The sequence below is a fragment of the Pseudomonas sp. 20-5 genome (assembly GCF_056782835.1).
This window is the reverse complement of sequence record NZ_CM165584.1, coordinates 1,655,473-1,676,816: the sequence shown is the minus strand read 5'-3', so window position 1 is coordinate 1,676,816 and position 21,344 is coordinate 1,655,473. Positions and strand designations below refer to the sequence as shown.

Sequence of the window (21,344 nt, the reverse complement as noted above, 5' to 3'; positions counted from 1 at the left end):
CCGCTCAGGCGAGCAGGCCGAGGGCCTTGGCCCTCGCCACCGCCTGGGTCCGACGGGCCACCCCGAGCTTGCCGTTGATCCGCCGGGCGTGGGTCTTCACCGTGTGCAGGGAAATGAACAGTTGCTCGCCGATCTCCTGGTTGGAGCAGCCCTGGGCGATCAGGCCGAGCACCGCCAGCTCCCGACAACTGAGCGGACTGAGCCCCTCCTCTTCTTCCCCCGGCAGGGCGGCGAACAGTTGCGGCTGGCGATCCCGCAGTCGCCGCTGCGGCAGTTGCAGGCCTAGCCGCTCCGCCAGCTCCAGGCCGCTGCGCAGGGTCTGCTGGGCCTGGGGCAATTGTCCGGAGAGGAACTGGCACTCGGCGATACCCATGCGCACTTCGCAAAGCAGCGTCTGCCGCCCCTGCGCCTCGAGAATGGCGAGCAGCCCGCGCAGCCGCGCTTCGGCGGCGGCTGCCTCGCCGCTGTAGAGTTCGGCCAGTGCCAATTGGTGCTCTACCCGCGCTTCCAACTCCGGTTCGGAGGGCGGCGACAGGCGCGCCCGTCCCGGCTGGAAGTAGGCGCGGACCCGCAGCAGGATCTCCCGCGCCTGCGCCGGCCTTCCCTGCTGCAGGGTCAGGGCGGAGCTGACCAGCAGCAGCGCGCCGCGATACAGCGGATCGGGGACATGGCGCTGCTGCATCAGCCGCTCGACCTCCAGCAGGCGGTTGAACGCCGCGTCCAGGTCGCCCTGCCCGGCTTCCAGCAAGGCCAGTCCCAGGTAGCCGTAGAGCGCCCAGGGATCGAGATTCTCCCGTGCCTGCTCCAGCCCCAGCCGATACCAGTGCCCGGCGTCGACCTCGCGGCCCTGCTGCAGGCACAGGCGCGCGCGGCGCAGGGCGATCCGGCCGAGCATCGGGCTGCCCTGCTGGCCGAGGTCCTCCAGGTAGCGCTGGGCGCGATCGAGGACGCCTTCCGCGCGCAGCAGTTCGCCGCGCTGCTCCAGCCACTGCGCCCGCTCCAGTTCGATCAGCGCCTCGAAGATCAGGCTGTCGTGCTCGCGCGCCAGGCGCAAGGCATCGCGGCCGATCAACCGCGCCTGGTCCATCCGCCCCTCGATCATCGCCAGTTGCATCAGCGCCGAGCGGCAGATCAGTCCCTGCGACCAGGCGTCCTCCGGCAGTTGCTCCAGCGCCTCGCGCAGGTAGTCGGCGGCGCCGCGCTCGCCGCGGCAGTGCAGGAGGATCCCGAACAAGCCCTGCCATTGCGCCAGCAGCACCCGCTGGCGGGACGCCGAGGGCATCGGCAGGAAGCGCGCCAACTGGCCGATGCAGTCCTCGGCTTCGGCCAGGCGTCCGGCGTAGAGCAGCGTCCAGGCATTCAGGATCACCAGGCGCGGCGTGCTGGCCAGCAGCGCCGCCGGCAGTTCGTCGCGCAGGGCCAGGACCATGCCGATGTTGTGGCCGTGCAGCAATTGCTCCTCGGTGAGCTTCTGCAACAATCCGGCGGCGGTTTCCGGTTCGTCGGCGGCCAGCGCCTGGTCGACCGCCTCGCGGGTCTCGCCGTGTTCGGCGAACCATTCGCAGGCTTCCCGGTGGAAGTCCCGCTGCGGGCGCTGTGGCGCTTCGCGCCAGGCCTCGCGGATCGCCGGCGGCAGGCTGTAGCGCTGGTTCGCATCGGCCAGCAGGGGGAAGCCCCGCGCCAACAGGTCGTCCAGCCCGTGGGGCAGCTCCTCGAACAGCCGGCGGAACAGCTCCGGACCGACTTGCGGCAGCCAGGCCAGGGCACGCGCGGCGTCGGCCAGCGGCGGCGGCAGCTCGTCGAGCAACTCGTGCTGGAGGTATTCCTGCAACAACGGTCCGGCCGTCTCTTCGCCGACCAGCAGGCGCAAGCGCAACGCGGCGCACCAACCGCCGCTGCGTTCCAGCAGTGTCCCGGCCGTAGCGGCATCGGCGCTGCGCCCGTGCAGGCGGAGCAGTTCGGCGACCTCGTCGGCATCGAACGCCAGCAGGCCGCCGTCGACCTCCAGCAACTCCCCTTCCAGCAGCAACCGCGCCAGGTTGCACTGCGGCCGCCGCCGGCTCGCCAGCCACCAGCCCACCCGTGGCGAGGCCGCGCTCAACAGGCGATCGAGGCAGGCGTCGAGGGCGGGGTCGGGATGCCGTGGGTAATCGTCGAGCAGCAGCCACAGCGCGGAAGCGTTGCGCAGCCGCCGGCACAGCTGCGCTTCGTCGCTGTCCTCGGCCAAGCCGAGAGCGCCGGCCAGGCGGCGGCGGAAGGTCGCGGGGTCCAGCGCTTCCCCGCCCAGCGCCAGCCAGACCACCTGCACGCCAGGCGGCGCCCGCCGTGCGCATTCTCCGAGGAGGACGGTCTTGCCGCTGCCGGCGGGCGCGCAGAGCAGTCGCAGGCGGCATTCGCCGCGCAGCAGCGGCTGGTGCAAACGGGGCCGCGGCAGGTGCTGCGGCGGCAGCCGCGGCAAGGCGGCGGGCAGCTCGGTCGGCTCGGTCATGGCAGTGCTCTTGTTCTGTCGAAGCGCCTTGCCGGGAGCCTAGACCGCGCCTGCCCCGCTGCTGAACGATGATTGCGCCGGGTGATGGGCCGTCATAACGCACGAGCGCGTCGGCACAAGCCGACGCGCTCGTCGCGACTGGCCGGGACTCAGCGTACCCCGGCGTTGCGCAGGGCGGCCGGCGTGTAGTCGGCGGACGAGGCCTTGAAGCCGAACTCGTAGCCGCGCTTCTCCTCGTTGTTCATGCCCAGCGCCAGGTAGCGACCGGCGATCACGTCGTAGAGCGCCTCCAGGGTGTAGCCGGCGACCTTCTGGTCGTAGTGGTACTGCGCGTGGCCCTCGCCGACCCGCCAGAGCTGGCCGCGACCGTCGTAGTGGTCGACCAGGGCGATCTGCCAGCTGTCCTCGTCGATGTACATGTGGCGCTTGGCGTAGATGTGCCGCTCGCCCGGCTTCACCGTGCCGACCACTTCCCACACCCGGTGCAGCTCGTAGCGGGTCAGGTCCTGGTTGATGTGCCCGGCCTTGATGATGTCGCCGTACTTCAGGGTCGGGTCGTTGAGCTTGTAGGCGTTGTAGGGGATGTACATCTCGCGCTTGCCGACCAGCTTCCAGTCGTAGCGGTCCGGGGCGCCGGAGAACATGTCGAAGTTATCCGAGGTGCGCAGGCCGTCGGCGGCGGTGCCCGGGCCATCGTAGGCCACCTGCGGGGCGCGCCGCACGCGGCGCTGGCCGGCGTTGTAGACCCAGGCCAGGCGCGGCTCCTTGACCTGGTCGAGGGTCTCGTGGACCAGCAGCACGTTGCCCGCCAGGCGCGCCGGCGCGGTCACCTGCTGCTTGAAGAAGGTGAGGATGTTGGCCGCCTTGCTCTGGTCGAGGTCGGGCATGTTCTGCGGGAATGCCACCGACTCCTCGAAGCGGATCGGCGTGAAGCTGCCGTTGGTCTGCGGGGTGGCCTGGACGATGGTGCGCTTGAGGTTGCCGCCGCGGTAGCGGGTGATGTGGTTCCAGAGCACTTCGACGCCGTTCTTCGGAATCGGGAAGGCGTAGTAGCGGCTCTTCTCGAAATTCGACAGGCCGTTGCCGTCGTTGATCGGCTGCACGTTCAGCGCGCTCTGCCTGACCGCCTCGTCGATCTCGGCCGGCAGGGCCACCGTGCGATGGGTCTTGTACACCGGGATCCGGTAGGTTTCCGGGTAGCGCTTGAACATCGCCAACTGGCCGTCGGAGAGCTTGTCCTTGTATTGCTCGACGTTCTGCGCGGTGATGGTGAACAGCGGCTTCTCGTCGGCAAAGGGATCGGAAAGGAAGCCCTTGCCATCGACCTTGCCGGCGCTGGCCGCGAGGCCGCCGGTCCAGGCCGGGATGCTGCCGTCGGCGTTGCCTTCCTTCTGCGCGCCGATGGGGGTCAGGCTGCTGCCGAGCTTGGCGGCCTCGTCGGGCGAAACCGCCGCCGTCACCGAACCGGCCAGCAGGCTGAGGGCCAGCGCCCCGGAGGACAGGAGTCGTGCTGTTTTCATGCGTCGTTATCCTTGTTCGTATCCGCGAAAGCGGCCGCCCCGAGGGGCGGCGGACCTCAGAAGTTCACCCCGAAGCTCACCGCGAGGAAGTCGCGGTCGTTGATCGGGTTGTAGTTGCCGCCGAAGAAGTCGGTGTAGCTGATGCTGGCGGTATAGGTGTTCTGGTAGTCGGCATCGAGGCCGACGCTGACGGCCTTGGCGCCCTCGCTGAAGTTCGGCCCGTAGCCCTCGACGTCGTGCGACCAGGCCAGGTTCGGCTTCAGGTTGACCCCGGCGAACACGTTGGGATATTCGAGGATCCCGCGCAGGCGATAGCCCCACGAGTTGCGGGTGTAGAAGCCGTGGCTGTTGCACTCCTGCGGGTTGGCCACGTTGAGCGCGCCGGTGCACAAGGCGTTGTTCGGCAGTTCGCCGATGCCGTAGATGGCGTCGCGGCCGTAGCGCAGGTCGTCGCCGTCGACCCCGCTGAGGTGGTTGTAGCCGACTTCGCCGACCACGGTCAGGCGGTCGGCCGCCAGTACCCGGTCGAAGAACTGGGTGACGGTCACCTGTGCCTGGGTCACCGGCTTGCGCACGTAGCCGTTGATCACCTCGCCGGCGCGCGGGGTGGCGAAGCCGCTGTCGTAGATCGGGTTGCCGAACAGGGTGGTCGGGTAGATCGCGGCGATCGACATGTCGGTGCTGTTGATTTGTAGCGGCATGTTCGGCCGGTAGCTCAGCTCGCCGGCCACCGAGGTGCTGCCGATGTTGGTCTGGAAGCTCAGGCCGTAGAGGCGGATGTCCTCGGGATAGTCGATGAAGTAATAGCCGGTGGAGCGCCCGGTGACCGGGTCGGAGGTGGCCAGGCCGTTGCCGGCGATCACACTGTAGTACGGGTTGCGACTGTGGTAGTTCATCGCGTACAGGCCGAACTCGGTGTCGTTCAGCTCCGCCGCGTACCAACGCAGGGCCAGGCCCCACTGGCCGCTGTCGCGGGCATCGCGATCGCCGGCGCGCGGCAGATAGCGGTAGCCGTTAGCCGGGTTCGGGTCGAAGTCGCTGCCGGCATAGACCATCCGCTCGCAGCCATCGGCGACCACGTCGGTGGTGGAGAAGAAGGTGCCGCAGTTGTCGATCACCGTCTGGTCCCACTCCAACTGGTAGAAGCCTTCGACGGTCAGCGCGTCGCTGATGCCCTGGGACAGGTAGAGCATGTTCACCGGGATCAGGCCTTCCTTGATCTCCGCGCCGGGCCGGCGGAACGCGGCGACGTCCATCGGGTTGATGCTGTTGATCGAGTTCTGGATGAACGTACTCTCGCCCCAGCTCACCACCTGCTTGCCGACCCGCACGCTGCCGGGCAGGTCGCCGATGCTGTAGTTGTGGTAGAGGAAGGCATCGAGCAACTGCGCCCCGGAGGACTTGGCGCCCTCCTTGCGGTTGTGGTCGTCGATGTCGTAGAGCAGGCGGTGTTCGTCCTTCAGCTCGAAGTCGTACCAGTACTTGCCACGGAAGAACGCGCCGGTGTCGCCGTACTTGAGTTCGAGATCGTGGATGCCCTTGAAGATCTTCGAGAAGGTTTCGCCCTTCTTGAAGTTGAGCCGGCCGTCGTCGGAGGTCTGCGACGAGGCGTGGCCGCCGTTGCGGGTGCCGATGTAGTCCTTGTCGGCGGAACGCATGGACCAGCTGGCCCCCACCGACAGCGACGAGTCGAATTGCCCTTCGATCTCCCCGATGTTGAATGACACGGCCGAGGCCTGGGTGGCGCAACCCAGGACTGTGGCCGCAGCGAGTGCGTGCAGAGGGAAGATTCCGCGCCTTTTTGTTGTTGTCATGCGGCTCTCCTGACAGGGTCGAGGTGGCTACACCCTACCCAGCGGCCCGAACGGCGGTAAGCGCACCAAGGAGGTATTCCGGCTGTCGCCCGAAAGAGTGAACAGGGGCCCTGGAAAGCGCCTCGGCGAACGCCATATGCAGGATGGATACGCCGTCATCCAGTGCATGGATGACGGCGCGGCACTGTTCCGCCGGCGGCGGCGATGGCATCCTTCGCTGCATGCAGCCCGAACAGACCATTCCCGCCGACCGCGACCTCGCCGACGCCACCCGCGAGACGGTCATGCGCTACCACCTCAGCTGGAAGCACCGCGACATCGACGCGGTGATGGCGCTCTATCATCCCGAGGTCGAATACAACGACTTCTTCCAGAACCGCCGGATGCGCCTGGCCGATCTCCGCGAGTACGTCGAGGCGACCATGCCCAAGGGCCCCGACGAGTCGCTGGAGCACACCGACCGTATCCGCTTCGACGGCGATACCGCCTTCATCCAGTACCGCCTGCGGGTGACCCTCAGCGGCCGCCTGGCTTCGTTCCGCGCCAGCGAGGCGATCACCGTGCGCGACGGCCTGATCTGGCGCATCAACGAATACGCCTCGCTGGTCCACGAAAGCGGCGGCGGAGCCCAGGCCGGCGGCGACGGCCGGCCGCCGGCCAGCCGCCTGGGGCTTTCGGCCAAGCAGCTGAGCCTGCTGGCACGCGACCTGGAGCACTACTTCCAGCAGGCCCAGCCCTATCTCGATCCGGACCTGGACCTGACCCAGGTGGCCAATGCCACCGGCTATACGCGCAACCAGATTTCCTACCTGCTCAACCAGGTGCTCGGCCTGAGCTTCTACCAGTACGTCAACCAGACCCGCCTGCAACACCTGCTCGGCCAGCTTTCCGGCGAGCTGCCCGGACGGGTCGACGAACTGGCCTTCGCCGCCGGCTTCAATTCGCTGTCGGCCTTCTACCGCTGCTTCCGCCAGCACACCGGCCAGTCTCCGCGCGAATACCTGAAGCGCCTGTCGTCGCGCCGCTGAGATTTCCCAGCGGACCCGCGCGCACGACAGGCGCACGGCATCTTCCTACTCTCGCCGCATTCCCCCTTCCCTCTCGCTATGGAGCCCTCTATGTCGGCCTGGCGCCACCTCAGCCTGTGGATGAATCAACTGGACGATCCGCTCGAAGCGCGCCCGTCCCTGGAAGAATCCCTCGAGGTCGACGTGGCCATCGTCGGCGCCGGCTACACCGGCCTCTGGACCGCCTATTACCTGAAGCGCCGGGCGCCGCAGTTGCGCGTCGCCATCGTCGAGGCAGAAACCGCCGGCTTCGGCGCCTCGGGGCGCAACGGCGGCTGGCTGATGGGCAACCTGCTCGGCGAGGACGGCCTGCTCGCCGGCTTGCCGCCGGAGCGGCGCCGGGCCGGCTACGACCTGCTGCACGGGATTCCCGACGAAGTCGCGCGGGTGCTGCAAGAGGAAGGCATCGACTGCGACTACCGCAAGGGCGGCGTGCTCTACTGCGCGGCGCGCTACCCGGAACAGGAACGCCGCCTGCGCGCCTATCTGCATGATCTCTATGCCGAAGGCCTGGACGAAAGCGACTACCGCTGGCTGACGCCGCAGGAACTCGACCAGCAGTTGCGCATCCCCGGCAGCTACGGGGCGATCCATTCGCCGCACTGCGCCACCATCCAGCCGGCCAGGCTCGCGCGCGGCCTGGCCCGCGCGGTGGAGCGCCTGGGCGTGCGGCTGTTCGAGAAGAGCCGGGTGCTGCACTGGCAACGCGGCCTGCTGCGCACCGAGCGCGGCGAACTGCGCGCCGAATGGATCGTACCGGCAGTGGAAGGCTACGCCGCCAGCCTGCCGCCGCTGGGCCACTACCAGTTGCCGGTGCAGAGTCTGCTGGTGGCCACCGAGCCGCTGCCGTCGTCGGTCTGGGCGGAGATCGGCCTGGAGCGCGGCCAGGCCTTCAGCGAATTCAGCCGCCAGGTCACCTACGGCCAGCGCACCGCCGACGACCGCCTGGCCTTCGGCGCGCGGGGCGGCTACCGCTTCGGCGGCAAGCTGCGCAGCGACTTCAGCCTCGACGACGAGGAAGTCGGCCTGCGTCGCTACCTGTTCGGCGAACTCTTCCCGCTGCTCAAGGACGCCAGGATCAGCCACACCTGGGGCGGCAACCTCGGCATGGCCCGGCGCTTCCGCCCGCACATGTTGCTCGACCGCGCCAGTGGCATCGCCCTCTCCGGCGGCTACGGCGGCGAAGGGGTCGGCGCCAGCAACCTCGGCGGCCGCACCCTGGCCGCGCTGATCCTCGGTGAGGACAGCGAGCTGCTGCGGCAGCCCTGGGTGCTGGGCGAGCGTCCGCTGGACAGCCTGGCCCGCTGGGAACCGGAACCCTGCCGCTGGCTCGGCTACAACGCGATCATCCGCAGTTTCGTCCATGAGGACCGGGTCCTTGCCGACCCGCACAGCGCGCCCTGGCGCCGCAGCCTGGCGCAAACCCTCGCGGCCGGCATGGAAAGCCTGATGCGCTGAGAATCCCCTCCACCTCCCACAGAGGAAAAACCGCATGGCCCTGACCCTTCTGAAAAATACCGCCGGCGCCGATCTTGGCGCCGCCAGCCCGGTCGCGGTGCCCCTTGGCGAGCCGGTCGCGCAGACCCGCGCCTACGCCGTGGAGCGCACCGACCAGGTGGAAACCGGCATCTGGGAATGCACCCCCGGACGCTGGCGGCGGCAGATCGTCGAGCAGGAGTTCTGCCACTTCCTGCAAGGCCGCTGCACCTTCACCCCGGACGGCGGCGAGACCATCCGCATCGAGGCCGGCGATGCCTTGCTGCTGCCGGAGAACAGTCTCGGCGTGTGGGATGTGCAGGAAACCGTGCGCAAGAGCTACGTGATCATCCACCGCTAGCCCGGGCGGCGCGACGGCGTCACTCGAAGCGCCCGTGGCGCCCCTCGCCGTCCTTGAAGCGCTGCGCGCCCTCCAGGGTCTCGCCGCTCTCGATCACCGCCAGCCCGCCCTGGAATTCGTTGGCCAGGGCCACGTCGAAGGACAGTTCCCACTGCGCGTATACGCTGGCGCGATCGGCGAGCATGCAGGTCTGCGGGAAGGCGGCGAGTTCCGCCGCCAGCTCCTCGGCCTCGGCTCGCGCCGAACCGCTCGGCACCACCCGGTTGGCCAGGCCGATCTGCAACGCTTCGTCGGCCTTCACCGGACGCCCGGTGAGGATCAGGTCGAGCGCCCGGCCCTGCCCGACGATCCGCGGCAGGCGCACGCTGCCGCCATCGATCAGCGGCACCCCGAAACGCCGGCAGAACACTCCGCAGATGGCGTCCTCGGCCATCACCCGCAGGTCGGCGAGCAGCGCCAGCTCCAGCCCGCCGGCCACCGCATAGCCTTCGATGGCGGCGATCAGCGGCTTGCCGAGCTGCATGCGGCTCGGCCCCATCGGTCCGTCGCCCTCCGCCTCCAGGCGATTGCGCCGCTCGCCATCCTCGGCCACCGCCGCCAGGTCGGCGCCGGCGCAGAAATTGCCGCCGCTGCCGGTGAGTACCGCGACCCGCGCCGTATCGTCCGCTTCGAACTCGCGCAGGGCGTCGGCCAGGGCCTGGGCGGTCGGCCGGTCCACCGCATTGCGCCGCTCCGGGCGAGCGATGACCAGGGTGGTGACCGGGCCGTTGCGTTCGACGATGACACTCATGACAGACTCCCTGCGGAAAAAGCGAAAAAAGACACCGGCCGGATGGCAGAAGACCGGCGTCAGCCGGTCTTCACCTTAGTCCTTTTCCCGCGGCCGCGCCGCATCCGCCGGGCGTCTCAGAGCGCGTGCTTCTGCAGGTTGGCCATCATTTCACGGAGCGCCTCGACGTTGTCCGCCGGGTGCGCGGCGTTCTCGAAGTCGCAGATCTGCTGCCAGTGCGCGGCCACGTCCTCGGCGTCGAAGCCGGCCTTCGGATCGAAGCCGAAGCCCAGGCTGCGTTCCCAGCGTACCTTGCCGATCCAGCCACCGCCGACCTCATAGAGCCCCGAGGTATCCTCGCAGGCCGAACTGCCGAGGTAGACCACCAGCGGGCTGACCAGCTCCGGCTTGAGCTGCTCGAAGACCTGCGGCGGGATCAGCCCCTCGGTCATCCGCGTACCGCCGGTGGGGGCGATGGCGTTGACCAGGATATTGTTCTTGCGCCCTTCCAGGGCCAGGGTGCGGGTCAGGCCGTAGAGGCCGAGCTTGGCCATGCCGTAGTTGCTCTGGCCGAAGTTGCCGTAGATGCCCGAGGTCGAGGAGGTGAACACCACCCGCCCGTAGGCCTGCTCGCGCAAGTGCGGCCAGGCGGCGCGAGTGACCTTGTAGGCGCCTTCGACATGCACCTGGTAGACCAGGTCCCAGTCGGCGTCCTCCATCTTGTGGAAGGTCTTGTCACGCAGGATGCCGGCATTGTTGACCACCACGTCGACGCGACCGAAGGCGTCCAGCGCGTTCTCCACGATCCTGCCGCCGTCCGTGACCGAGTCGTGGTTGGCCACCGCGGTGCCGCCGGCGGCACGGATCTCCGCCACCACCTTGTCCGCCGCCGAGGCACTGGCGCCTTCGCCATGGGTGCTGCCGCCGAGGTCGTTGACCACCACCTGGGCGCCATGCTTCGCGAACAGCAGGGCGTGGGCGCGGCCAAGGCCGCCGCCGGCTCCGGTGACGATCACGACTTGGTCGTCGAAACGCAGGGCATCGCTCATGTTCGGGACTCCAGGACAGTAGGAAGGATTGCCCGAGTGTCGGCCAGCCCGCCGGCGGGGACAAGGCTTCGCGCCGCCATGAATGGCGCCCGATAAGGCAGCGGGATGTTCCGCTTCAGTCGAACGGAATGTACAGCCGGCCACGCGGGCCGAGCTTGAACAGCCACCAGTCGTAGTTGTGCCGGACCACCACCAGCAGCAGGCTGCCGAGCAACGCGAGGCCGGCGCCGACGGCGTACCAGCGACTGCCTTCCTGCCAGCACAGGTAGCCGAGCCCGAGCGCCAGCAGCAGGCCGAGTTCGGCGAGGACCATCCCGGACTGGCGGATGAACGGTTGCGCCTGCACCATCTGGCGGAACAACCAGGAGCCCTCGTCGAACACGCGCAAGGGAGAAACGGGATCGTGCATGGAGACCTCCATGGGTGACGAAACGCCTCGTCCAGCGAGGCGCCAGCACCCTAGCCCCGATCCTTGCGCGATGGCACTTGCTGCAATCTCAAACTCGCTTAAGAAAACTCTGAATCATCCAGTCGGGCGCGAAACGCCAGGTAATGTTCGAGCACCGCCGCCGGCGCTTCGATCTGCGGATAATGGCCGATGCCATCGAGCAGCACGCAGTCGGCATCGGCGACCAGTTGCCGGTAGCGCTCGACCATGTGCGCCCCGGAGATCGGGTCGACGGCGCCGTCGATCACCCGCAACGGCACCCCGCCGTGCTGCAACGCCGCCACCCAGCGCTCACGCTGCTCGCGGCGGTCGACGATGTAGCGGATCAGGCGATGCATCACCCGCTGCCCCTGGTTGCTTTCGATCAGGCTCCAGAAGGCATCCAGCTCGGTCTCGCCGGGCTGGCTGCGCGGGCCGAAGACCTTGGCGAAGTTGCGCGCCAGGGCGCGGCGGTCGAACAGCCGGCCGAACAGCCCGCCCAACGGGCTCAGCAACAGCTTCTGGCTGAGCACCGGGCGGTGCGTTTCCGGGAACAGCCCACCATTGAGGAACACGCAGGAGGCGAGCCGCAGCCGGCCTTCGTGATGGCGGGCGAGCAGTTCCTGGGCGACGCTGTCGCCGTAGTCGTGGGCCAGCACGTGCAGCGGCTCGTCGATTCCCAGGCGGCCGAGCAGCGCCTGTTGCAGGTCGGCCTGCTCCAGCAGGCTGTAGCGATGGGCGCGCGGCTTGGCCGAATCGCCGAAGCCGAGCAGGTCGCAGACCAGCACGCGGTAGCGCTGCGCCAGCGGCTCCCAGAGGTAGTGCCAGTCCCAGGCGGCGCTGGGAAAACCGTGGATCAGCAGCAACGGCCGACCCTGCCCGGCTTCCCAGTAGCGGATCGGGAAGCCCTTGAAATCCAGGGTGCGGCCCCGCCTCCGCCAGGCCTCCAGTGGAATGCCGGGCAGCGCCGCGGTCACTGGCGGTAGCCCGGGTTCTGCTGGTCGAGCTTGCGCAGCAGCGCCGGCCAGGCGAGCTGGCCGCCCATGCCGGTCTTGCTGCGCATCACCCCGGCGATCATGTCGCGCGCGCCGGCGAGGATCTGCCCCGGGATGTGGATCAGCTCGGCGCCGCCGCTCTGCGCCATCACCTGTACCTCGCAGGCGCGTTGCAGGGTGAACATCATGAGGAAGGTATCGGCGATGGAACCGCCGCAGGTGAGCAGGCCGTGGTTGGGCAGGATCAGGAAATTGCTGGCCCCCAGGTCGGCCTGCAGGCGGGCCTTTTCCTCATGGTTCAGGGCGACGCCCTCGTAGGCGTGGTAGGACAGGCTGGAGAGCACGAACAACGATTGCTGCGACAGCGGCAACAGGCCCTGCTTCTGGCAGGACACCGCGATCCCCGCGGCGGTATGGGTGTGCAGCACGCACTCGACGTCGTGGCGGACCTCGTGCACCGCGCTATGGATGGTGTAGCCGGCCGGGTTGATCTCGTAGGGGCTGTCCATCAGCTTCTTGCCGCTGGCATCCACCTTCACCAGGCTGGAGGCGGTGATCTCGTGGAACATCAGGCCGAACGGGTTGATCAGGAAGTCCTCGGTGCCCGGCACCTTGGCCGAGATGTGGGTGAAGATCAGGTCGTCCCAACCGTGCAGGGCGACCAGCCGGTAGCAGGCAGCGAGATCGACACGGGTCTGCCATTCGGCGGCGGAGACCTGGGCTTGCACATCGGCGGGCAGGGAGTGAACGGCGGTCACGGCGGCATCCTCTTTTGTCGTTATCGGATGCCCGCAGTCTAGCCCCGCCCTCCTCCGGCGACTGTCGCCGGGCTTACACTCGCGCGCCGGCTGAATGGCGGAGGATTCAGCCGGCCTATGCGCGCAGGCTACAGGCAGTGGGCGACCAGGGGCGCGACCAGCAGGTTGAACAGCCCGGTGAGAACCATCAGCAGACCGGCCGCCGAACCTTCCTCGCCGCCGAACTCGTAGGCCCGACTGGTGCCGGCGCCGTGCGCGCCGACGCCGAACAGCGCGCCGCGGGCCAGCGGCGTGCGCAAGCGCAGGACGCGCAGCAGGGTGCCGCCGATCACCGCGCCGAACACCCCGGTGATCATCACGAAGGCGGCGGTCAGTTCCGGCACGCCGCCCAGGTCGTGGGACATCTCCATGGCGAACGGCGTGGTGATCGAGCGCGGCAGCAACGACAGCGTGACCTGGCCGTCCAGCGCCAGGGCCTGGGCCAGCGCCCAGGAGCTGCCGATGGCCACCGCGGTGCCGGCGAACATCCCGGCCAGCAGCGCCGGCCAGTGGCGCATCAGCAGCTCGCGCTGCTGCCAGATCGGGATGGCGAAGGCCACCGTCGCCGGACCGAGCAGCGCCACCAGCCAATTGGTGTCGCGAGCGTAGTCGGCGTAGCGGGTATGGGTGGGAATCGCCAGGGCATAGAGCAGCACCGGGACGAACACGATGGGCGACAGCCAGTACCACTTCACCCGGCGGTACAGCTGGCGGCTCAGCAGGTAGCCGCCGACGGTCGCCGCCAACCAGAACAGGGCTTGCTTATCGAGACTCATGGCGCGCCCTCCAGCGGCACATCCACTCCACCGACACCGCGGTGACCAGCATCACCAGCAGGGTGCTGAGCATGATCACCAGGAGGATGCGCCAGCCCTCGCTGCGTAGCAGCGCGCCGTAGTCGAGCAGGCTCATCAGCGCCGGGATGAAGAACAGCAACATCTCCGCCAGCAACAGGCCGGCGCCGGCCTGCAGCCAGGCCGGACGCAGCAGGCCGCTGGCGAACAGCAGCAACAGTGCCGCCAGGCCGACCACCCCGCCCGGCAGCGGCAGGCCGATGGCCTTCGCCAGCCAGCCGCCGGCCCACCAGAAGGCGATGAGTACCGCCAGTTCGGCGGCAAGGCGGGACAGACGGCGGACGAGCGGGGGCAACATGGGAAAGGCCTTGGCTGGGAAATCGGGGATGGAGAAAGGATAAGGCCCGGCCTATCATCCCCAAAGCGAATTGTCCGCATGAGAGCCATTCCAGAATGGAATTCCGTCAACTCCGCAGCTTCGTCGAAGTGGTCCGCCAGGGCAGCTTCACCCAGGCGGCTCAGGTCCGCCACGCCAGCCAGTCGACCATCAGCAAGCAGGTCGCCCAACTGGAGCAGAGCCTTGGCGTGCAGGTATTGGAACGCAACGGGCCGCACGTGCGCCTGACCGACGCCGGCGCCGTGGTGTTTCGCCGCGCCGAGGAGATGCTGCGGCTGCGCCGCGACCTGCTCAGCGAACTGGACGACCTCAGCCAGCTCAACCGCGGCGAACTGCGCCTGGGCCTGCCGCTGCTCGGCGCCGACGCGCTGTTCGCCCAACGCTTCGCCGAATACCGGCGGCGCTATCCGAACATCGCCGTGCACCTGGTGGAAGGCGGCAGCAAGACCATGGAGCAGGCGGTGCTGGCCGGCGAGCTGGAACTGGCCGGCAGCCTCACCCCGGCGGACGACGGCTTCGACTACCAGCCGTTCTGCAACGAACCGCTGGACGTGCTGCTGCCGGCCGGGCATCCCAAGGCCGCTGCCGCCAGCGTCGCCCTCGGCGAACTGGCGGACAGCCCGTTCCTGCTCTACCAGCAGAGCTTCACCCTCAACGACCGCCTGCTGCGCGCCTGCCTGGAGGCCGGCTTCAGCCCGCGCGAAGGCGGCCGCAGCGGCCAGGCCGACTTCCTCGGCGCGCTGGTGGCGGCCAACCAGGGAGTGGTGCTGCTACCACGGGTGATCGCTCGCGAGATCGAACGCCCGGGAGTGGTGCGGGTCCTGCTCAGGGAGCCGGACCTGCGCTGGGACATCGCCTTCATCTGGCGCCGTGGCGGCTACCTGTCGCGGGCGGCGCAGGCCTGGCTGGAGCTGCTGCGCGAGCAGCCGCTGGAGGAAAGCCCGGCGTAGGGCGAATAACCGCCACGCGGTTATCCGCCGCCTCGGCAGGCGTTTCGGCGGATAACGCCTGGGGGCGTTATTCGCCCTACCGCTTGCTCCCTCCCCGTGTAGGGCGAATAACCGCCACGCGGTTATCCGCCGCCTCGGCAGGCGTTTCGGCGGATAACGCCTGGGGCGTTATTCGCCCTACCGCTTGCTCCCTCCCCGTGTAGGGCGAATAACCGCCACGCGGTTATCCGCCGCCTGGGCAGGCGTTTCGGCGGATAACGCCTGGGGCGTTATTCGCCCTACCGCTTGCTCCCTCCCCGTGCAGGGCGAATAACCGCTACGCGGTTATCCGCCACCTCGGCAGGCGTTTCGGCGGATAACGCCTGGGGCGTTATTCGCCCTACCGCTTGCTCCCTCCCCGTGTAGGGCGAATAACCGCTACGCGGTTATCCGCCACCTCGGCAGGCGTTTCGGCGAATAACCGCCACGCGGTTATCCGCCGCCTCGGCGGGGTACGCCCGGGATCAGCCCTTGAGGGCGGCGGCGAACTCGGCCAGCCAAGGCTCGGCGTCGGTCTCGGGGGTAACGGTTTCGCTGGCATCCAGGCGCAGCATCGGCAGCACTTCGCGCACGCCCAGTTCGCCGAACAGTTCGCGAACCTGCTCGCCGCCACCGCAGAACGTGTCGCCGTAGCTCGAATCGCCCAGGCCGATGACCCCGCCCGGCAGGCCGTGCCAGGCCGGCAGTTGGTCGCGGATCGCGTAGTACAGCGGTTGCAGGTTGTCCGGCAGTTCGCCCATGCCGGTGGTCGAGGTCACCACCAGGAATGCCTCGGGGGCGAAGGCCTTGAGTTCGTCGAGGCTGGCGCGGGGCAGATGGGAGGCCTCGAGGCCGGCCGCGGACAGCAATTTCTGGGCGTGCCGGGCGACTTCTTCGGCGGTGCCGTAGACCGAGCCGGAGAGAATGGCGACTTTCATGAACACTCCGTAAGCCAACAGGGGTAAGCCGGGCATTATGCCGCATGCGTTCGCCGAGCGGGACGCACCGAATCAATGCAGACAGGCCGCAAAAGCACCATTTCGGTGCGCGCCCTGTCATCGGGATGTCATCGCGCTGCCGTAGACACGGCAGCGAACCTTCGCCACCACGCCGGGAACGATCCTTGCCTGTCCTCCGACGCAGCCCACCACCCCCGGCGCTGCGCCGTTGTCCGAGGGCGCCCACGAAGCGCGCTCAACCGTTCCAGGAGATACACGATGTCTACCGCTCCCGTTACCCTGCTGGTGGCCCGCCGCGTCGCCGCCGGCCGTTACCGCGACTTCCTCGCCTGGCAGCGCGAAGGCGAAGCCCTCGCCGCCGACTTCCCCGGCTACCTCGGCTCCGGGGCGCTGGCGCCGCCCGCCGGCGGAGACGAATTCCAGATGATCTTTCGCTTCGCCGACGACGCCACCCTCGCCGCCTGGGCCCACTCCGCCTCGCGCCAGGCCTGGCTCGAACGCGGCCAGGGACTCTTCGACGAACCGCGCGAGCGCCGCGCCCACGGACTCGCCGCCTGGTTCGACGACAACCGCAAACCGCCGCGCTGGAAGCAGAGCGTGGCGATCTGGCTCGCGTTCTTCCCGGTCTCGCTGGCCTTCAACCTCGGCGCCGGCCCCTACCTCGGCGAGCTGTCGCTGGCCGCGCGGGTGCTGCTCAGCACCCTGGTCCTCACCCCGTTGATGACCTACTGGTTCATCCCTCTCTCCAGCCGTCTGCTCGCCCCCTGGCTGCACCGCCGCCCGCAGCGCGCCGCCAGCCTGCCGGAAGCGCACTGACGGCTTGCCGCCCACCCCGGCGGGGTGGGCCGTAGCGCAAGGCTTTGCCCGACTGGCTCAGTCGGGTACCCTGCATCCATCCGATTCCCTTCGCCTGCTGTGAGAGTCCCATGGCGACAGCCCCGATCCTGATCACCGGCGCCAGCCAGCGTGTCGGCCTGCATTGCGCCCGCCGCCTGCTGGCCGACGGCGAGTCGGTGATCGTCAGCTACCGCAGCGAACGCCCGGCGCTGGACGAACTGCGCCAGGCCGGCGCGCTGACCCTGCACGCCGACTTCGCCAGCGAGGCCGGCATCTTCGCCTTCATCGGGGCCCTCCGACAGCATACCGACAGCCTGCGAGCGATCGTCCACAACGCCTCGGACTGGGTCGCCGAGACGCCCGGCCACGAAGCCGAGGCGTTCCAGCAACTGTTCAGCGTGCACATGCTCGCGCCCTACCTGATCAACCTGCACTGCGCCGAGCTGCTGGAACGCTCGCAGCCTGCCGACATCGTCCACCTCACCGACGACGTGGCGCGCAAGGGCAGCGCCCGGCGTATCGCCTACTGCGCGAGCAAGGCCGGGCTGGACAACCTGACCCTGTCGTTCGCCGCGCGCTTCGCGCCGAGGATCAAGGTCAACGCCATTTCACCGGCACTGGTGATGTTCAACGACGGGGACGACGCCGAATACCGCGCCCGCACCCTGGCGAAATCCGCCCTCGGCATCGAACCGGGGCCGGAAGTCATCTACCAGAGCCTTCGCTACCTGTTGGACAACCCCTACGTCACCGGGACCACCCTGACCGTGAACGGCGGCCGCCACGTCAAGTGAGGCGCCAAGGACCCCTTATGAACCCAGCACTTTCCCAGCATTACCGGGAGATCCTCGTCGGTCTCGGCGAAGACCCGCAGCGCGAAGGCCTGCTCGACACCCCGAAGCGCGCGGCCAAGGCCATGCAGTACCTCTGCCACGGCTATGGCCAGACCCTGGAGGAAATCGTCAACGGCGCGCTGTTCGCCTCGGACAACGATGAAATGGTCATCGTCCGCGACATCGAGCTGTACTCCCTGTGCGAACACCACCTCCTGCCCTTCATCGGCAAGGCTCATGTGGCGTACATTCCCACCGGCAAGGTGCTCGGCCTGTCGAAGGTGGCGCGGATCGTCGACATGTTCGCCCGCCGCCTGCAGATCCAGGAGAACCTCACCCGGCAGATCGCCGAGGCGGTCCGCCAGGTGACCAGCGCCGCCGGCGTGGCGGTAGTGATCGAGGCCCAGCACATGTGCATGATGATGCGCGGGGTGGAGAAGCAGAACTCGCAGATGTTCACCTCGGTGATGCTCGGCGCGTTCCGCGACTCGAACACCACCCGCCAGGAATTTCTGCAATTGATCGGAAGGAGCAAGTGACATGCCGCGACTGGAACCGGGAATGGCGCGAATCCGCGTCAAGGACCTGCGCCTGCGCACCTTCATCGGGATCAAGGAGGAGGAAATCCTCAACAAGCAGGACGTGCTGATCAACCTGACCATCCTCTACCCGGCCGCGGACGCCGTGGAGGTCAACGACATCGAGCACGCGCTGAACTACCGCACCATCACCAAGGCGATCATCCGCCACGTCGAGGAGAACCGCTTCGCCCTGCTCGAACGGATGACCCAGGAAATCCTCGACCTGGTGATGGAGAACCCGGCGGTACGCTACGCCGAGGTGGAAGTGGACAAGCCGCACGCGCTGCGCTTCGCCGAGTCGGTCTCGATCACCCTCGCCGGCCACCGCTGAGGCGGCCGACGAGCGAACCGCGCGAAGACGCGCACAAGCGTTGCCCGCCGGCCACGCCAACTCTTATCATCGCCGGACCTGGCCCTGTGCCTTCACCCTGCCCCGAGCCATCGTCGAGAAACACCGCCATGACCGCAGCCAACCTCACCGAACAGCAACGCCTGGAACTCGAAGCCGCCGCCTTCCGCACCCTGGTCCATCATTTGCAGACCCGCAAGGACGTGCAGAACATCGACCTGATGAACCTCGCCGGTTTCTGCCGCAACTGCCTGTCCAAGTGGTACAAGGCCGCCGCCGACGACCTCGGGGTGGAAGTCAGCAATGACCAGGCCCGCGAAGAGATCTACGGCATGCCCTATGCCGAGTGGAAAGCCAAGTACCAGAAAGAAGCGAGCCCGGAACAACAGGCCGCCTTCGCCAAGAGCCAGGGCAACGCCTGAGGCCACCGGGCCCCTTGCCAACCCTGCCCCAGACACCATGAGCCTGTTTCGATGACCCTGACCGACTTCCGCGCGCGTCTGCGCAGCGAACACCACCTGTTCACCGACACCCTGGCGTTCATCGCCGAGCACTACAGCTACACGCCGAGCGCCTTCGACAACGGCAGCGTGAGCAACCCGGCCGGGCAGAACGAAGGTTCCTGCAAGACCCTGGGCTTCGCCATCCTCGAGGGCCTCAGCCTCGAGGAAACCCTGCTGGCCTTCGGCGAGCACTACCGTGCGGTGCGCGACAACCCGGAAGGCGACGACCACGCCAACATCCGCGCCCTGCAACAGACCGGCCTGGCCGGCGTGCATTTCGAGCGCCAGCCCCTGTCGCGCCGGGGCTGAGAAGTCCCGGTCGCCCCCACGGCGGATAACCGCGAGCGGTTATTCGCCCTACCGACCGCTCCATAGCGACCCACGCCAGCCGTCGCCACCGGCCGGCCTTGCCGATACGCGACGAAAAAAGGCGGGGCCCCATCGGGGTCCCCGCCCTTCTCGCCGCCGCAAGCGCGGCGCAGCCAGCGTCACAGCTTGGCGATGGAGACCTCGGTGGACTTGACGAAGGCGATCACTTCGCTACCGATGGCCAGCTCCAGTTCCTTCACCGAACGCGTGGTGATCACCGAAGTGACGATCCCGGCGGCGGTCTGCACGTCGATCTCGGAGAGCACCGGCCCTTCGATGATTTCCTTCACGGTGCCCTTGAACTGGTTACGAACGTTGATGGCTTTGATGGTCATGGCGTTTCTCCTGGGGGGATTCGGAACGAGGCATGGTTGGTTAAAGCGCCCAGCGCAGTTGCGTGGGCAGGGGTGAAACGGGCTCGGGTTGCGGCGGCAGCTCCGGCTGCGCCAGCACCCGGTTGAGCACTTCGGCTTCCAGCGCGGCCAGTCGCGCCGAGCCACGCGAGCGCGGCCGGGGCAATTCCACCGGCAGGTCGAGGCCGATCTCGCCGTCCTCGATGAGGATCACCCGGTCGGCCACCGCCACCGCCTCGCTGACGTCGTGGGTGACCAGCAGGACGGTGAAACCGTGTTCGCGCCAGAGTCCTTCGATCAGTTGCTGCATCTCGATCCGGGTCAGCGCATCGAGCGCGCCGAGCGGCTCGTCGAGCAACAGCAGGCGCGGCTCGTGGATCAGCGCGCGAGCCAGCGCGACGCGCTGCTTCTGCCCGCCGGACAGGGCCGCCGGCCACTCGTTGGCACGCTCGGCCAGGCCGACCGCCCGCAGCGCCTGCAGGGCCTTCGCCCGCCAGTCGCCGCGCAGGCCAAGGCCGACGTTGTCGATCACCCGCTTCCACGGCAGCAGGCGCGAGTCCTGGAACATCAGCCGGGTGTCCTCGCGGGCCTCGGCCAGCGCCGCCGAACCGGCCAGCAACTCGCCGCGGCTGGGCTGGTCGAGGCCGGCCAGCAGGCGCAGCAAGGTGCTCTTGCCGCAGCCGCTGCGGCCAACGATAGCGACGAACTGCCCGGCCGGAACCAGCAGGTCGATGTCCTTGAGCACCTCGCGCTCGCCGAAGCGCCGCGCCACTCCGCGCAGGGCCAGCGGGATACCGCGCTTGAGGCGCTGCGGAGTGCCGCCAAGGGCGGCGTTGTGGGCATTCATGCGCCACCTCCCTTGACCTGGTAGGCCGGGTGCCAGCGTAGCCAGACGCGTTCCAGGCCGCGGGCGGCGAGGTCGGCGAGCTTGCCGAGGACGGCATAGAGCAGGATCGCCAGGACCACCACGTCGGTCTGCAGGAACTCGCGGGCGTTCATCGCCAGGTAACCGATGCCGGAGCTGGCGGAAATGGTCTCGGCGACGATCAGGGTCAACCACATGAAGCCGAGGGCGAAGCGCACCCCGACCAGGATCGACGGCAGCGCGCCGGGCAGGATCACCTGGCGGAACAGGGCGAAGCCGGACAACCCGTAGCTGCGCGCCATCTCCAGCAGGCCGGGGTCGATGCCGCGGATGCCGTGGTAGGTGTTCAGGTAGATCGGGAACAGCGTGCCGAGGGCGACCAGGAAGATCTTCGCCGACTCGTCGATGCCGAACCACAGGATCACCAGCGGGATCAGCGCCAGGTGCGGCACGTTGCGGATCATCTGCACCGAACTGTCGAGGAAGCGTTCGCCCCACTTCGACAGGCCGGTGACGAAGCCCAGCACCAGGCCGATGGCGCCGCCGATGAGAAAGCCGATCGCCGCGCGCCAGCCGCTGATCGCCAGGTGCTGCCAGATCTCGCCGCTGCGCAGCAGCGCCCAGCCGGCCTCGAGTACGGCGCTGGGCGCGGGGAGGATGCGGCTGGACAGCCAGCCGAACTCAACCGCCGCCTGCCACACCGCCAGCAGGACCAGCGGCAGCGCCCAGGGCGCCAGGCGCTCGGCCAGTCGTTTGGAAATGCTCATGTCGTT

The 21,344-nt window shown here is 68.4% G+C and carries 24 protein-coding genes; 10 read left to right on the top strand and 14 right to left on the bottom strand.

Features of this window, described 5'->3' with window-relative positions:
* Positions 1 to 4: 4 nt before the first annotated feature.
* The 3 genes from AC1RB9_RS07815 to AC1RB9_RS07805 form a co-directional block, all read right to left on the bottom strand.
* Positions 5 to 2,488, bottom strand: a complete 2,484-nt coding sequence (locus tag AC1RB9_RS07815) for a LuxR C-terminal-related transcriptional regulator (RefSeq protein WP_003453331.1) — start codon at positions 2,486 to 2,488, stop codon at positions 5 to 7.
* A 149-nt stretch (positions 2,489 to 2,637) separates the two neighbouring features.
* Complete coding sequence (locus tag AC1RB9_RS07810; RefSeq protein WP_003111022.1) at positions 2,638 to 4,008, bottom strand: DUF1329 domain-containing protein; 1,371 nt, start codon at positions 4,006 to 4,008, stop codon at positions 2,638 to 2,640.
* 56 nt (positions 4,009 to 4,064) lie between these two features.
* A complete protein-coding gene (locus AC1RB9_RS07805) occupies positions 4,065 to 5,822 on the bottom strand; it encodes a DUF1302 domain-containing protein (protein WP_003453333.1) in 1,758 nt (585 codons plus the stop codon).
* A gap of 284 nt (positions 5,823 to 6,106) precedes the next feature.
* On the opposite strand from AC1RB9_RS07805, the gene AC1RB9_RS07800 reads away from it, so the two are divergent.
* From AC1RB9_RS07800 to AC1RB9_RS07790, 3 genes are all read left to right on the top strand, one after another.
* Positions 6,107 to 6,850: an AraC family transcriptional regulator gene (locus AC1RB9_RS07800; protein WP_003119583.1), complete on the top strand. Its 744-nt coding sequence runs from the start codon at positions 6,107 to 6,109 to the stop codon at positions 6,848 to 6,850.
* A gap of 90 nt (positions 6,851 to 6,940) precedes the next feature.
* Positions 6,941 to 8,347 (top strand): NAD(P)/FAD-dependent oxidoreductase, encoded by a 1,407-nt coding sequence (locus tag AC1RB9_RS07795; protein WP_003102335.1) that lies wholly within the window; start codon positions 6,941 to 6,943, stop codon positions 8,345 to 8,347.
* Positions 8,348 to 8,381: 34 nt separating this feature from the next.
* Positions 8,382 to 8,726 (top strand): cupin domain-containing protein, encoded by a 345-nt coding sequence (locus tag AC1RB9_RS07790; protein ID WP_003091873.1) that lies wholly within the window; start codon positions 8,382 to 8,384, stop codon positions 8,724 to 8,726.
* 19 nt (positions 8,727 to 8,745) lie between these two features.
* Here AC1RB9_RS07790 and AC1RB9_RS07785 read toward each other — a convergent pair whose 3' ends face one another.
* The 7 genes from AC1RB9_RS07785 to AC1RB9_RS07755 form a co-directional block, all read right to left on the bottom strand.
* Positions 8,746 to 9,516: a crotonase/enoyl-CoA hydratase family protein gene (locus tag AC1RB9_RS07785; protein WP_003091874.1), complete on the bottom strand. Its 771-nt coding sequence runs from the start codon at positions 9,514 to 9,516 to the stop codon at positions 8,746 to 8,748.
* Positions 9,517 to 9,632: 116 nt separating this feature from the next.
* Positions 9,633 to 10,544, bottom strand: coding sequence for an SDR family oxidoreductase (locus AC1RB9_RS07780; protein WP_003102332.1), 912 nt, complete (start codon positions 10,542 to 10,544; stop codon positions 9,633 to 9,635).
* Between the two features lie 115 nt (positions 10,545 to 10,659).
* Positions 10,660 to 10,953, bottom strand: coding sequence for a hypothetical protein (locus tag AC1RB9_RS07775; RefSeq protein ID WP_003111018.1), 294 nt, complete (start codon positions 10,951 to 10,953; stop codon positions 10,660 to 10,662).
* A 98-nt stretch (positions 10,954 to 11,051) separates the two neighbouring features.
* The gene (locus AC1RB9_RS07770; RefSeq protein ID WP_003102328.1) at positions 11,052 to 11,948 is read right to left on the bottom strand and encodes an alpha/beta fold hydrolase; all 897 of its coding nucleotides are present in this window, start codon (positions 11,946 to 11,948) and stop codon (positions 11,052 to 11,054) included.
* On the bottom strand, positions 11,945 to 12,724 hold the full coding sequence (locus AC1RB9_RS07765) for a class II aldolase/adducin family protein (protein WP_003114490.1): 780 nt from the start codon (positions 12,722 to 12,724) through the stop codon (positions 11,945 to 11,947). The genes AC1RB9_RS07770 and AC1RB9_RS07765 overlap by 4 nt, the downstream gene beginning before the upstream one ends.
* A gap of 128 nt (positions 12,725 to 12,852) precedes the next feature.
* On the bottom strand, positions 12,853 to 13,539 hold the full coding sequence (locus tag AC1RB9_RS07760) for an LrgB family protein (RefSeq protein WP_003102323.1): 687 nt from the start codon (positions 13,537 to 13,539) through the stop codon (positions 12,853 to 12,855).
* Positions 13,526 to 13,915 (bottom strand): CidA/LrgA family protein, encoded by a 390-nt coding sequence (locus AC1RB9_RS07755; protein WP_003091885.1) that lies wholly within the window; start codon positions 13,913 to 13,915, stop codon positions 13,526 to 13,528. Before AC1RB9_RS07755 ends, AC1RB9_RS07760 begins: the two co-directional genes overlap by 14 nt.
* Positions 13,916 to 14,010: 95 nt before the next feature.
* Here AC1RB9_RS07755 and AC1RB9_RS07750 point away from each other — a divergent pair, with 95 nt between their 5' ends.
* A complete protein-coding gene (locus tag AC1RB9_RS07750; protein ID WP_003114492.1) occupies positions 14,011 to 14,904 on the top strand; it encodes a LysR family transcriptional regulator in 894 nt (297 codons plus the stop codon).
* A 503-nt stretch (positions 14,905 to 15,407) separates the two neighbouring features.
* Here the strand turns inward: AC1RB9_RS07750 and AC1RB9_RS07745 are convergent.
* Positions 15,408 to 15,860, bottom strand: a complete 453-nt coding sequence (locus AC1RB9_RS07745; RefSeq protein WP_003102319.1) for a flavodoxin — start codon at positions 15,858 to 15,860, stop codon at positions 15,408 to 15,410.
* A 279-nt stretch (positions 15,861 to 16,139) separates the two neighbouring features.
* Here AC1RB9_RS07745 and AC1RB9_RS07740 point away from each other — a divergent pair, with 279 nt between their 5' ends.
* From AC1RB9_RS07740 to AC1RB9_RS07715, 6 genes are all read left to right on the top strand, one after another.
* Positions 16,140 to 16,697, top strand: coding sequence for a putative antibiotic biosynthesis monooxygenase (locus tag AC1RB9_RS07740; protein ID WP_003102317.1), 558 nt, complete (start codon positions 16,140 to 16,142; stop codon positions 16,695 to 16,697).
* A gap of 110 nt (positions 16,698 to 16,807) precedes the next feature.
* Positions 16,808 to 17,512, top strand: a complete 705-nt coding sequence (gene folM, locus AC1RB9_RS07735; RefSeq protein WP_003091895.1) for a dihydromonapterin reductase — start codon at positions 16,808 to 16,810, stop codon at positions 17,510 to 17,512.
* Between the two features lie 17 nt (positions 17,513 to 17,529).
* Positions 17,530 to 18,090, top strand: coding sequence for a GTP cyclohydrolase I FolE (gene folE, locus AC1RB9_RS07730; RefSeq protein ID WP_003091896.1), 561 nt, complete (start codon positions 17,530 to 17,532; stop codon positions 18,088 to 18,090).
* Position 18,091: 1 nt separating this feature from the next.
* On the top strand, positions 18,092 to 18,463 hold the full coding sequence (gene folX, locus AC1RB9_RS07725) for a dihydroneopterin triphosphate 2'-epimerase (protein ID WP_003091897.1): 372 nt from the start codon (positions 18,092 to 18,094) through the stop codon (positions 18,461 to 18,463).
* A gap of 128 nt (positions 18,464 to 18,591) precedes the next feature.
* Positions 18,592 to 18,903, top strand: a complete 312-nt coding sequence (locus tag AC1RB9_RS07720) for a DUF1244 domain-containing protein (protein WP_003091898.1) — start codon at positions 18,592 to 18,594, stop codon at positions 18,901 to 18,903.
* Positions 18,904 to 18,954: 51 nt separating this feature from the next.
* Positions 18,955 to 19,293, top strand: a complete 339-nt coding sequence (locus AC1RB9_RS07715; RefSeq protein WP_003091899.1) for a HopJ type III effector protein — start codon at positions 18,955 to 18,957, stop codon at positions 19,291 to 19,293.
* A gap of 179 nt (positions 19,294 to 19,472) precedes the next feature.
* On the opposite strand, the gene AC1RB9_RS07710 is transcribed toward AC1RB9_RS07715, so the two are convergent.
* Genes AC1RB9_RS07710 through ssuC form a run of 3 tightly spaced genes read right to left on the bottom strand, consistent with a single transcriptional unit; the run spans position 19,473 to position 21,338 of the window.
* Complete coding sequence (locus AC1RB9_RS07710) at positions 19,473 to 19,688, bottom strand: TOBE domain-containing protein (RefSeq protein ID WP_003091900.1); 216 nt, start codon at positions 19,686 to 19,688, stop codon at positions 19,473 to 19,475.
* A gap of 40 nt (positions 19,689 to 19,728) precedes the next feature.
* Complete coding sequence (gene ssuB, locus AC1RB9_RS07705; RefSeq protein WP_003102311.1) at positions 19,729 to 20,553, bottom strand: aliphatic sulfonates ABC transporter ATP-binding protein; 825 nt, start codon at positions 20,551 to 20,553, stop codon at positions 19,729 to 19,731.
* A complete protein-coding gene (gene ssuC, locus AC1RB9_RS07700) occupies positions 20,550 to 21,338 on the bottom strand; it encodes an aliphatic sulfonate ABC transporter permease SsuC (protein WP_003102309.1) in 789 nt (262 codons plus the stop codon). Before ssuC ends, ssuB begins: the two co-directional genes overlap by 4 nt.
* Positions 21,339 to 21,344 lie beyond the last annotated feature (6 nt).